Origin of the sequence: Paenibacillus sp. FSL H8-0122 (genome assembly GCF_038005345.1) — a bacterium.
In the GTDB taxonomy this organism is placed as follows: domain Bacteria; phylum Bacillota; class Bacilli; order Paenibacillales; family Paenibacillaceae; genus Paenibacillus_AQ.
This window is the reverse complement of the sequence record NZ_JBBOTB010000001.1, coordinates 3067777-3079820: the sequence shown is the minus strand read 5'-3', so window position 1 is coordinate 3079820 and position 12044 is coordinate 3067777. Positions and strand designations below refer to the sequence as shown.

Annotated in this window: 13 protein-coding genes; 11 read left to right on the top strand and 2 right to left on the bottom strand. The window is 51.1% G+C overall.

The features are described 5' to 3' along the window. The first annotated feature begins 36 nt into the window (after positions 1-36). Positions 37-546, top strand: a complete 510-nt coding sequence (locus tag NSS64_RS13445) for a GNAT family N-acetyltransferase (RefSeq protein WP_341140447.1) — start codon at positions 37-39, stop codon at positions 544-546. A gap of 69 nt (positions 547-615) precedes the next feature. Here NSS64_RS13445 and NSS64_RS13440 read toward each other — a convergent pair whose 3' ends face one another. Beyond that, a complete protein-coding gene (locus NSS64_RS13440; RefSeq protein ID WP_341140446.1) occupies positions 616-1155 on the bottom strand; it encodes a DUF4303 domain-containing protein in 540 nt (179 codons plus the stop codon). A 167-nt stretch (positions 1156-1322) separates the two neighbouring features. Between NSS64_RS13440 and NSS64_RS13435 the strand changes: the two genes are divergently transcribed. The 4 genes from NSS64_RS13435 to NSS64_RS13420 all read left to right on the top strand — a co-directional run bounded on the left by NSS64_RS13435 (position 1323) and on the right by NSS64_RS13420 (position 5545). Next, on the top strand, positions 1323-2462 hold the full coding sequence (locus tag NSS64_RS13435) for a phosphodiester glycosidase family protein (RefSeq protein ID WP_341140445.1): 1140 nt from the start codon (positions 1323-1325) through the stop codon (positions 2460-2462). A gap of 125 nt (positions 2463-2587) precedes the next feature. After that, positions 2588-3520: a LysR family transcriptional regulator gene (locus NSS64_RS13430; RefSeq protein ID WP_341140444.1), complete on the top strand. Its 933-nt coding sequence runs from the start codon at positions 2588-2590 to the stop codon at positions 3518-3520. 15 nt (positions 3521-3535) lie between these two features. After that, entirely contained in the window at positions 3536-4654 is a 1119-nt protein-coding gene (locus NSS64_RS13425; RefSeq protein ID WP_341140443.1) for a 5-methyltetrahydropteroyltriglutamate--homocysteine S-methyltransferase, read from the top strand. A 432-nt stretch (positions 4655-5086) separates the two neighbouring features. Further along, the gene (locus NSS64_RS13420; RefSeq protein WP_341140442.1) at positions 5087-5545 is read left to right on the top strand and encodes a GNAT family N-acetyltransferase; all 459 of its coding nucleotides are present in this window, start codon (positions 5087-5089) and stop codon (positions 5543-5545) included. A gap of 117 nt (positions 5546-5662) precedes the next feature. Here NSS64_RS13420 and NSS64_RS13415 read toward each other — a convergent pair whose 3' ends face one another. Next, the gene (locus tag NSS64_RS13415; RefSeq protein WP_341140441.1) at positions 5663-6073 is read right to left on the bottom strand and encodes a hypothetical protein; all 411 of its coding nucleotides are present in this window, start codon (positions 6071-6073) and stop codon (positions 5663-5665) included. Positions 6074-6688: 615 nt separating this feature from the next. Here NSS64_RS13415 and lysS point away from each other — a divergent pair. The 6 genes from lysS to NSS64_RS13385 all read left to right on the top strand — a co-directional run bounded on the left by lysS (position 6689) and on the right by NSS64_RS13385 (position 12017). Then, positions 6689-8251, top strand: a complete 1563-nt coding sequence (lysS, locus tag NSS64_RS13410) for a lysine--tRNA ligase (protein ID WP_341140440.1) — start codon at positions 6689-6691, stop codon at positions 8249-8251. A gap of 94 nt (positions 8252-8345) precedes the next feature. After that, positions 8346-9065, top strand: coding sequence for a YebC/PmpR family DNA-binding transcriptional regulator (locus NSS64_RS13405; RefSeq protein WP_076078109.1), 720 nt, complete (start codon positions 8346-8348; stop codon positions 9063-9065). 90 nt (positions 9066-9155) lie between these two features. Then, on the top strand, positions 9156-9590 hold the full coding sequence (locus tag NSS64_RS13400; RefSeq protein ID WP_341140439.1) for an NUDIX hydrolase: 435 nt from the start codon (positions 9156-9158) through the stop codon (positions 9588-9590). A 29-nt stretch (positions 9591-9619) separates the two neighbouring features. Beyond that, entirely contained in the window at positions 9620-10384 is a 765-nt protein-coding gene (locus tag NSS64_RS13395; protein WP_341140438.1) for a TSUP family transporter, read from the top strand. A gap of 23 nt (positions 10385-10407) precedes the next feature. Next, positions 10408-10848 carry a GNAT family N-acetyltransferase gene (locus tag NSS64_RS13390; protein WP_341140437.1) on the top strand — a complete coding sequence of 147 codons (441 nt, stop codon included), beginning with the start codon at positions 10408-10410 and terminating at the stop codon, positions 10846-10848. Next, a complete protein-coding gene (locus tag NSS64_RS13385) occupies positions 10845-12017 on the top strand; it encodes an alanyl-tRNA editing protein (RefSeq protein ID WP_341140436.1) in 1173 nt (390 codons plus the stop codon). The genes NSS64_RS13390 and NSS64_RS13385 overlap by 4 nt, the downstream gene beginning before the upstream one ends. Positions 12018-12044: the final 27 nt, after the last annotated feature.

The window sequence follows — 12044 nt, the reverse complement described above, 5'->3', positions numbered from 1 at the left end:
AAAGCACAGTCCAGCTGGAAAGGAATGATTGACTTTATGAGTACATCTATCACGGTCCGCCGGATGAAGTCCGAGGATATTACATGGATACATGAAGGGCTGGCCCCGCATGATGTCAGCAAACCGGTAGCGTATATTGAACAGTGTTGGAAGGAGAACGAAGGGGAGAAGCGGCTTACGCTGGTAGCCCTTCGTGGGAATGAGTTTGCAGGCTGGGGACATATCGTGTATACGTCACACTATCCTTATTTTGCAGAGAATCATATTCCAGAGATTCAGAATCTTGATGTGATTTCTACCCTGCGGAAATCCGGTATCGGCAGTATGTTGATGGACGCTCTCGAAGCAGAAGCATTCGCCAGATTTGACACGGTTGGCATTGGTTTCGGATTGTATGACAGCTATGGTACGGCCCAAAGGCTGTACATCAAGCGGGGCTATGTCCCGGATGGCCGGGGACTCATGTATGACAACCTGCCCGCTGTTCCTGGAAGTCAGGTGCGGGTGGATGATGATCTGACATTATATTTGACAAAATCAAGGTAGAGCACGAATTGCCATTGTTACAGCGGCAGTCAGGGACGTTAATGTCCGGGCTGCCGCTGTTGGTTTTTTTTAGATTTCAGCATCATAGCGTGCCATAAATTCAGGAACTAATTCAGGATTTGTCATAAGCGCGACCGATTCATTCTCTAATTCCTCTGCCAGCTCATCGTCGGTCATGGATACAAAGAAGGTAATGTCCTCTTTGGTTTGATTATATTTTGTGAATACATCGTCCTTGGTTTCATTAACAACCTTGGCAATGATGTTGACCATTTCATCTTTATATTGGTATACATTATCCTCAGCATATAAAAAACGGCTGATATGATTGAAATGCGAATGCTCACCATATTGAAATTCGGAAATTGCCCATTTGTAATAAAGCTCTGTTTCAGCATCATCACATAAGCCTTCACTTGTCATATCGGCAATATGTCTGGCAAGGGATTGCTCTGTATTGACCGCAAGGAACAGAGTGACAAAGTCGCTATCTGTACCGACTGCGCAGACATATACCTTCTCTTGTGCTACTTCCGCCAATATAGCTTCAAGGTCAGCCACAAACCCCTCGCGAATCCGTTGTTCAAATTCAGTTAGAAAAGCGTTCATTATAACCCTCCTTATATTACGATTTAGTATGACTTCACTCTACCATAATTTAGCCGCAACTTAAGCAGTTTACAGTTTCTGGACAGAGTTAAACAAACTGAAACTTTTAAATCAGAGATTTCGTCTATCATGGAAGTTGTGAGTTTATAGACTTAACCATTATCAGTATGTTAGGGAGGATTTCAGAAGTGAGCTCTTTACCACAACGTTCTACTGTCCGCAAGAAGAAGACACCGGCGCGCAAGCGCAAGAAAAGAGGTTTCTTCCGCACACTCTTCAGGGTGTTCATGGTCTGTTTCATTCTGGTTATAGCGGCCGGAGGCTGGCTCTATTTTGCACCGTCGGCCCAGAATACGCGCTTCCTGATCGCAGATACGATGATTACAACTCAACACCGGCACTGGGCCAAATATATTATCGGCGAAGAGGAACTGAAGCACCGCGTCAGCGATTATACCAAGCGCTTCGAGGAGATGGGCGACGAGGTTGATACCCATGAGATCAAGCCTGAGCCTGTAAAGGAAGCGGAGCATACACCGCTCGTCCAGATTGAAGAAGTCACGGGCAGCGGCTATAGCGGCTATGTCATGATTGTGAACGATCCCAAGAAGGTGCGCCTGGGTGTGCCGGGCAAAATCGGCTCCGGGGAGAAGGTATCCAGCATGGTGGCACGGACGGGGGCTATCGCCGGGGTGAACGGCGGCGGCTTCGCCGATCCGAACTGGAAGGGCAATGGCTTCAAGCCGATCGGGCTGGTGATTTCGCAAGGGAAGCTGTTCTACAATGGACTGGGCGGCAAGAAATCCACTCAGATTGTCGGCATTGATAAGGAAGGCAAAATGGTCGCCGGTAACTACACGCTGGATCAGCTCAGCAAGATGGGGGTGCAGGAGGCGGTTTCTTTTCAGCCACGGATTATTGTGAACGGTAAAGGCCAGATTAAGAATGCCGCCGAAGGCTGGGGTATCGCGCCAAGAACTGCAATGGGCCAACGGGCGGACGGTGCGCTCCTCTTCGTAGTGATTGACGGGCGGCAGCCGGGCTACAGCATCGGGGCGAACCTGTATGATGTGCAGCAGATTATGCTGAAGCATGGGGCGGTCATTGCGGCCAATCTGGACGGGGGATCTTCGACGGTGCTGGTGAAGGACAACGAGATTGTCAACAAGCCCTCTTCGCAGTATGGTGAGCGTTACTTGCCTACGGCATTCCTGGTATTCGATGACCCCGAGAACGCGAAGATCAAGAATATCTGGGAAGGGCTGGACCCGGCCAAGATCGACGCAGGCAAGAAGCGCACCCAGTAGCATCCACAGGTTCCCTGCTTCATAATCTATAGTAGATCAGACGCGGCAGGTGTGCTAGGATAACAAGTAAATTCTTATTTTGCTGAACCTGCCAGGTGAAGTCCTTGATCGGAGGGGGAAAAGGTTTGACTTTGCAGCAGCTCCGCTACGCGATTGAGATTGCGAACAGCGGCTCTATGAATGAAGCGGCCAAACGGCTATTTGTGTCGCAGCCCAGCCTCTCGAATGCTATCAAGGAGCTGGAGAACGAGCTGGGCATCACGATTTTTGAACGGAATAACCGGGGAATCAGCATCTCGGCGGAAGGCATGGAATTCCTGGGCTATGCCCGGCAGATTATTGAGCAGACCGAATTCATGGAGAACCGCTATACCGGCAAGAAGCGCAGCCCGATCTATTTCTCGGTATCTACACAGCATTATGCGTTTGTTACGGATGCTTTTGTGAAGCTGATGAAGGAGAGCAAGGTGCAGGAATACAATTTCAGCCTGAGAGAGACGCAGACCTATGAGATCATCGAGGATGTGCGTACCCTGCGCAGCGACATCGGGATTCTGTATATCAATGAGAGCAACTACAAGATTATGAACAAGCTGTTCAGTGACGGGAACCTGAAGTTCACTCCGCTGTTCAATACGAATCCGCATGTCTATGTGCGGGCAGGGCATGTATTGGCTGCAAAAGAGTGGATCACGGCGGAGGACATTCATCCGTATCCTTACATTACTTTTGAGCAGGGGGATAATAATTCGCTGCATTTCTCGGAGGAGATGCTTAGCTTCACACAGATTGAGAAGAATATTAAGGTGACCGACCGGGCCACGCTGACTCATTTGCTGCTCGGCAGTGATTCGTATACCGTAGGGACTGGGATTATGGCCTCTAAGCTGGATGATGCGGGGCTGATTACGATTCCTTTTGACAGCAAGGAAGTGTTCTCTGTAGGCTGGATCGCCCACAAGGACCGCAAACCGAGTGAGATTATGTCTACATATATCGATATTCTGAATGATCTGGTGTCGGGTAATGCTTTCGAGCTTGAATCTTTCTTATTATAAGAGCAGGAGGGACGTATGAGTAGTCCAGTGATCGGATCGACAAGAAACGCACCGCCCTTCCGCTACGACATTGTCGGGAGCTTTCTGCGTACAGAGGAGATCAGGAATGCACGCAGCCTGCATGCGGAAGGTGAACTAACCGCGGGACAGCTGCGGGAGATTGAGAATATAGAGATTGGCAAGCTGCTTCAGCAGGAGAAGGCGCTTGGTTTGAAGGCTGTGACCGATGGCGAATTCCGCCGCTCCTGGTGGCATCTGGACTTCTTCCTTGGGATTGAGGGTACTGGAAAAATCACTCTTGGCGGTACTCCCGGAACTTCCAAGGAGCAGACTAACCGGGCGGAGAGCTTCAGGATAACCGGTAAAATCGCCTTCGGAGACCATCCTATGGTCGAGGAATTCCGCACGTTGCAGCAGATGGCCGGAGAGACGCTGGCCAAAATGACGATTCCTTCACCCTCTTTGTTCCATTTCGTGCAGGAGTATAACGGAAACGAGATTTATTCCGATACTGAAACGCTGTATGGAGATATCATTCAGGTGTACCGGACGGCGATTCAGGCTTTCTATGATGCCGGCTGCCGCTATCTGCAGCTGGATGATACCACCTGGGGGACGCTGTGCAGCGGCAGACATCGCGCTCACCTGCGCAGCAGGGGCGTTGACCCGGATAAGCTTGCTCAAGATTACGTCCGGCTGATCAACGAGAGCATTGCCGGCCGCCCGGCGGACATGACTATTGCCCTGCATGTATGCCGGGGCAATCTCCGCTCGACATGGTTCGCCGCCGGAGGGTATGGGCCGGTCGCCGAGGAGCTGTTCTCGAATACGAACGTGGACGCGTTCTTCCTCGAATACGACAATGAACGCTCCGGCGACTTCGAGCCGCTGCGCTTCATCAAGGATCAGTTCGTCGTGCTGGGTCTGGTAACCACCAAGCATGGCGGGCTGGAGAGCAAGGAGCAGCTCATTGCGCGTATTGAAGAAGCTGCACAGTACGTAGACATCAACAAGCTGTGCTTAAGCACACAATGCGGCTTCGCCTCCTCGGAGGAAGGCAACATTTTGACGGAAGAAGAGCAGTGGGATAAGCTGCGGCTGGTGATTGAGACGGCGAATGAGGTTTGGGTGTAGCGCTCAATGGATCGGGATTAATTGGTGTGAATTGGGGAGGATTGCCTGGTGTGGCGATCCTCCTTTTTGCGGGGGGCGCTAGGCAGCGGGCTGTGGCGGATCATAGGTGGATTTCCTCCACTTGCTGATGAAGGAATGGACTTTGCCGGGACAACAGTTGGATAAAGGACACTTAATTTCTTCCACATTCCGCAGTAGCGGCATATCCCGATGCAGTAGTTGTTGTTTTTCCACTTGTTCACCTTAAAGGATTAGAAATCACGAAATTAGGATACATTATTCCACTTGTTTCGGAGCTGCGAAGGCTCAAGTGTTCTTGTGCTTGCTGTGATAGCCTTTTTCTTTAACCATTCTATACCAACCGTAGAGATTCCCTCCACAGTATAATGTTGGGAGAAGTTTGAATGCTGAAACTAGATCTTTGGAGGGAATATGATGGTTATTGAACTAAGGCCTGTAACGGCCGAGAACTGGTATGATTGCACATTGCTGAAGGTGAAGCCAGAACAACAAAGCGTTTTTCCTGCTCCGGTGGTTAATTGGATTGCTGAAGCAAAATTCGTGCAGGAGTTTGAACTGATGGCTATTTATTCAGGAGCTGTAGTAGTGGGAATTATTGTATTTTGTACAACTCCCGATGAGGACGGTAACTGCTGGATACCCGCCCTTATGATTGATGAGCAACATCAAAGACAGGGTTATGCCAGACAAGCCATGGTGAAATTAATACAGCATATGCGAAATGAAGGGTGTACCCGATTAATGATCGGACATAGACCTGACAACCGGATTGCCGGATCGCTGTATGAGTCGCTCGGATTCCAAAAGGTCAGTGAAGAGTTATATGACGGTGAGGTTGTGCGTTGTCTGGAGCTTAATCAATGCATTTGACCACAAATAGCCCTCCTGCAAAGAGGGCTGATCGTTTGGCCATAGGAGCCGGGACATTCGATTCTATTAGTCGCATAGCCCTAAACCGTAATTTTTTTGCTATTTTCGCTATTCCTGTTACATACTGTTGAGAGCGTTTTCTATTTTTACTCCAAACTCTGTTTCGTTTAGCTTGGGTGTTCGAGTTTTTGAATCGACGAGGGGGTAATACAGAACTAAATACTTTCCAGATTGGTAGACAATTGGTGCGTGGAAACTAAGAAGCTGAATACTTTCTTCAAAGTGCTTTATTCCACTTTCTCGTTTCTCCTCCGATCCGAAAGCGTAAACTTTTAATATTTCCTCATTACTCAGTTTATAGCTAACAGGTTTAATACCCTCAAGAATTTGGTCGTCAGGTGATTCAATTTTTGTAATGTTTTTTTCAAGGGACATTATTGCTTCATTCACGTTAGAATATTCTTGTTGAGAAGAACAAGCAATAAGAAATAAAAAGCTAATGAAGGTGAAGAATAGATTTTTTTTCATGAATAACCCTCCTTTTTTGTTCAGGACACAGATAAGAAGAGACGAGACCCACCTAATGCAGAAGTTACTAACAAAATTGAGCTTGCCATGTATTCCTTATGATTTTATCAAAAATAGCGAAGAAAAGAATGGCATGGGCTTAGGGTGATGAATTTTCTGGAGTTCTGTCTTTGGTTCCAGAGGCTCAAGCGAAATCCTTGACAGCTATTAACGGTTATTTTAAAACTTATTGACACATTCTCCCTCCCGCAGTATTATTGCAAATAATAACGTACAACAACACAAGCGATGAAGAGAAGAGTAAGCAGGCGGCAGCGTTCACAGAGAGCTCCAGAGTGGTGAAAGGGAGCAGCGAAGCGCCTGATCTGAAAAAAGTCTCCGAGCTGCATAGGGAATTGGGCACAAGTGTCCAAGGATGGTATGCCGGGTTCTCCCGTTACAGAGATAGGGTATAAGCGTCATGGCCGTACCCGAAGAGGCGGATGAGGCAACTTGTCCGTGAACAGAGGTGGTACCACGAAGCTTATCCAAGCTCCCGTCCTCAAGATATTAATCTTGAGGGCGGGAGCTTTTTTGCTTTTCAGGCAATTCACAATAAACTTAGAGGTGATTGAGATGCATTGGGCCGAAAAAATTGCAAACCGGTTAATCGCGGAGCATCCGCAGCGGCAGACGTATGTATGTGCATCCGGAATCAGTCCGTCCGGATCAGTTCATATCGGGAATTTCCGCGAGGCGGTGACGACTGCATTTGTGGCGAAGGCGCTGCGGCGGGCGGGGAAGGAGGTGCGGTTTATTTTCTCATGGGATGACTTTGACCGGTTCCGTAAAGTTCCGGCCCATATCGATCCCGGCTTCTCTCAGTATATTGGGCTTCCTTATTCGCAGGTGCCGTGTCCGTATGGCTGTCATGCTTCGTATTCGGCATATTTCGAGTCGGAATTCGAGCAGGCGCTCCAGGTATTCGGGATTGAGCCGGAGTTCATCTATCAGAGCCGGGAATACCAGTCAGGCCGTTACTATACGCAAATTCTGCACGCCCTGCGCCGCCGGGGAGAGATCTACGATATCCTGATGTCGTTCAAGACAGGTGAGAGTTCGGCGGATGAGCGGGCGGCTTTTTATCCGATCCATTTATATTGCGGGCAGTGCGGAAAAGACTCGACTACGATTCTGAATTTCGACGATCTGGAGGAGAGTGTGGCCTACCGCTGCGGATGTGGTCATTGCGATACCGTACATATTCCTCAGGCGGACAACATCAAGCTGCACTGGAAAATCGACTGGCCGATGCGCTGGCAGCTGGAGCAGGTGGTGTTCGAGCCGGGTGGCCGGGACCATTCGTCGGAGACGGGGAGCTACAATGTGGCTGCGGTAATCGCAGAGCGGATCTTCGGGTATTCACCCCCGGTGTACGAGCCATATGAATTCATCAGCATCAAAGGCAGCTTCGCTAAAATGTCCAGCTCCTCCGGGCACAATTACACTCCAGATGATCTGCTCCGAGTCTACGCCCCTGAGAACATTCTGTTCCTGTTCGCCAAATACCAGCCGAATGCCGCCTTCCATATCGGGCTGGATGAGGATGTGCTGCGCAATTATGCGGAGTTCGAGCGGTATGCTGCGGGAGCACGGGCAGGCACATTAACGGGCGATCTTGCGGGTGTGCTGGAGCTGTCTCTGCTAAACGACTCTCCGGTGAGCACTGGAAGCAACGTTAGCTTCGGCCAGGTAGCCAGTCTGCTTCCCTTAATCAACTTCGACAGGGAAAAGCTCCGGGAGATGTTCAACAGAAACGGCGAAGAGGTAGATGAACTCCGGCTGCAGACAACGGTTGGGCGGGCGGAATACTGGATCAGGAACTGGATGCCGCACAAGCTGGTGACGATTCAAACCTCGCCCGACTATGCGTATTATCATTCTCTTACCGGAGTGGAGCTGAGATGGCTGCGGAGCTTGTGCAGTCTGCTGCGGAGCAGGGAGCTGGAAGAAACGCAGCTCATGACGGAGATCTATGCCATCTGCCATCACGAAGATAAGAAAACGATGCGGACCCAGCAAAAAAGACTGTTCACCATCATCTATCAGTTAGTCCTTGGTGCGGAGCAAGGCCCGCGTCTGCCCTGGCTAATCCAGGCAGCTGGAACAGAGCAGATGCTGAATTTGCTGGATTTGTGAAGGTGTGTGGACGGCCCTTTACGGGATCGATTGAACAGAGGTATAATGTACAGGACTGTTTTACATCAAATGTTGGAAAGCGAGCGGTAACGATATGGGTCGTAAATGGAATAATATTAAGGAAAAGAAAGCATCCAAGGATGCTAATACAAGTAAGGTCTACGCCAAGTTCGGGGTAGAAATCTATGTTGCAGCGAAGAAGGGCGAGCCTGATCCGGAATCCAACCGGGCGCTGAAGGTCGTTCTGGAGCGGGCCAAGACCTACAATGTACCGAAGGCGATTATTGACCGTGCCCTGGAGAAAGCCAAGGGCAGCGGCGATGAGACCTACGTTGAGCTGCGCTATGAAGGCTTCGGTCCAAGCGGATCGATGATTGTAGTCGATGCGCTGACGAATAACGTCAACCGCACGGCTCCGCTGGTCCGTTCGACGTTCAGCAAGAACGGCGGCAACATGGGCGTCAGCGGATCGGTTACGTATATGTTCGATCCGACAGCAGTAATCGGGGTGGAAGGCAAATCTGCGGATGAGGTGATGGAGCTGCTGATTGAAGCAGACCTGGATGTCCGTGATGTGCTGGAAGAGGATGAGGCGGTCATCGTGTATGCTGAGCCGGACCAGTTCCATGCAGTACAGGAAGCCTTCCGCAGCGCGGGGATTACGGAATTCACCGTAGCCGAGCTGACGCTCCTCCCGCAGAACTATGTAGCTATTCCTGAAGATGCACAGGCACAGTTCGAGAAGCTGATCGATGCACTCGAAGAATTGGACGATGTGCAGCAGGTCTACCACAACGTGGATTCGGAAGAATAGAATAGTCGTCTATGGAATAAGCGGACAAGCCTGCAAACCGGCTTGCCCGCTTGTTCTTTTTTCTGGTGCAGAAGAGAGAGGGGCAGGTCTGTGGGGGTATTTCGACTGGTTAGTGTCGTCCATGTATTTCTGATTAAGGACGGGCAAGTCCTGCTGCTCAGGCGCGCGAATACGGGACATCATGACGGGGAGTATGGCTTGCCTGCCGGGAAGCTGGAGGGCGGCGAGCCGCTTCATGTTGCCGCCATCCGCGAGGTCCGGGAAGAATGCGGTGCTGTTATAGCTCCCGCCGATCTTACCCTGATCGGAACGATGCACCTGCATACCTCCGGGGATGAGCGGGTGGATTTCTTTTTCAAGGCGGAGCAGTGGACTGGAGAGATCTGCAACATGGAGCCGGACAAATGCGATGAGATATGCTGGTTCCCGGTGGGTGCGCTGCCGGAGAATATCATCCCGTTCGTACAGGAGGCCTGGAATACATTCAGGGACGGTGTCTGGTATGCCGCTCACGGATGGAATTAGATTAGAGTAGCAGGGGGAATGGCGCAGTAATGGAAGACTGGACGCTCAGTATGGTTCTTATATTGGTGGTATGCGGATTTCTGGCCGGATTCATTGATTCGGTAGTGGGTGGCGGCGGTCTGATCGCGATTCCGGCCCTGCTGTCGGTAGGTATACCGCTTCACCTGCTGCTTGGCAGCAGCAAATTGGCCGGATCGATGTGCTCGCTGACCAGCACCGCCTCGTTCGTGCGTTCCGGCAAAATCAATTTCAAGCTGGTCCGCACCCTCATCCCGTTATCCGTCATTGGCGCGATGGCCGGAACGCTGACTGTCCGTCAGGTGCCTTCCGAGTTCCTGAAGCCGCTGGTGATCGTGATGCTGATCGTCATTACGATCTACACCTTGTTCAAAAAAGCCTGGGGAGACGTCTCCACCTTCTCTGCCAGCAACGGTAAATTACGTATGGCGGGAATCCTAGCTGCGCTGCTTATAGGCTTCTATGACGGGTTCTTCGGCCCGGGAACGGGATCGTTTCTGATTTTCGCTTTTCTGATGATGGGGTTTGAATTTGTCACCGCCGCAGGTAACGCCAAAATCCTGAATTTCGCCAGCAATATCACAAGCCTGCTTACGTTCATTGCCCTGGGCTCTGTCAGCTACACCCACGGGCTGATTCTGGGGATTCCGATGGTGATTGGAGCCATTGTCGGCTCTAGGATGGCTATCCGCAAAGGGGCGGCGTATATTCGCCCGTTATTCATTACAGTTACTGTCATATTGATCGGCAAGCAAATATGGGATACGATGCATTAAGCACAACTAATGGAGTGGATGAGATGGAGATCAAGCTTATACATAAGGAAGAAGCATGGAAGCTTAGGCATGAAGTGATGTGGCCTGAGCGTGAGCCGGATTACATTAAGCTTGCGGACGATGACCAGGGCAAGCATTACGGACTGTATCTTGAGGATCGGCTGGTCTCGGTGTTATCTCTGTTCGTCAACGGCACAGAAGCACAATTCCGCAAGTTCGCTACTTTGGAGCTGGAGCAGGGCCAGGGTTATGGCAGTAAGCTGCTGAAGACGGTTCTTGCGGAGGCGGAGCAGGCGGGGGTGCGGCGGATTTTCTGTAATGCCAGAACCTACAAGGCAGGCTTTTATAAGAGATTCGGCATGCAGCCAACCGATGAAGTGTTCAGCAAAGGCGGCAAGGATTACGTGGTCATGGAGAAGTTCTTCGGACCTGTAACGGATGCGAAGGGGGAGCTTAAGGGATGACCAAGAAGCTATATTATGATTCGGCTTATATAAAAGAATGGAGCACTATCGTTACTTCGGCGATAGAGCGTGAAGACGGGATCTATGTGACGCTGGCGGAGACGGCCTTCTACCCGCACGGCGGCGGACAGCCCTGCGATACGGGAACCATCGGTGGGATTGCTGTACTGGATGTGGTGCTGGAGGATCAGGAGGTGCTGCATAAGGTAGCGCAGCTTCCCGGGCAGACTGAAGTTGAATGCGCAATCGACTGGACACGGAGATTCGACCATATGCAGCAGCATAGCGGCCAGCATCTGTTATCCGCCGTATTCCTGAAGTTATATCAGGCGGCGACCGTCAGCTTCCACCTGGGGAGTGAGTATGCCACGATTGATCTTGATCTGCAGGAACTGTCAGCGGAGCAGCTGGCGGAGGCTGAACAGGAGGTGAACCGCAAGATCTACCAGAATCTAGCGATTACCAGCTACTTCGTGACCGCAGAGGAAATGGCCAAGCTGCCGCTGGTGAAGCTTCCTAAGGTAACAGAGGATATCCGGATTGTCGAGATTGAAGGCGTGGAGCACAATGCCTGCGGGGGAACCCATGTCGCGGCGACCGGGTCGATTGGGATGATTAAGCTGCTGAGGTCCGAGAAGCAGAAGGGCCATGTGCGGGTTACCTTCCTGTGCGGGGGGCGGGCACTTGCCGCCTTCAACGATCATGTTCAGATCATCAGCCAGTTGTCCGTCAAGTTCAATACCGGCAAGGAAGAGATTATGGACCGGATCGGCAAATGGGAGCAGGAGCAGAAGCTGCTGATGGTGGAGCTGGCTGCGGTGAAGGAGCAGAACGACAGTTATCTGGCCCGGGAGCTGTTAGCATCCATGGAAGAAGGAAGTCGGGTGCTCGCGCATATTTCGGAAGATAGAACACTTAAGGACTTGCAGAGTCTTGCAGCGAAGCTGACGGCGCTGACCGACCTTCGGGTGCTGCTGCTGAGTGCGGCGGAGAATAAGGCGGTGCTCGCGAATAGCGGATCTGCGGATTTCTCATGCGGTGCCTTCTTCAAGGCTCATCTGGGCAAATACCAGGGCAAGGGCGGGGGCAGCGACAAGCTGGCTCAGGCCGGATTCCCTTCCTGGGAAGGCGCACTGGCATTTTACAATTTTGCCAAAGAACAATTCTGATGTAGGGCAAGTAAGGAGCTATGGAGC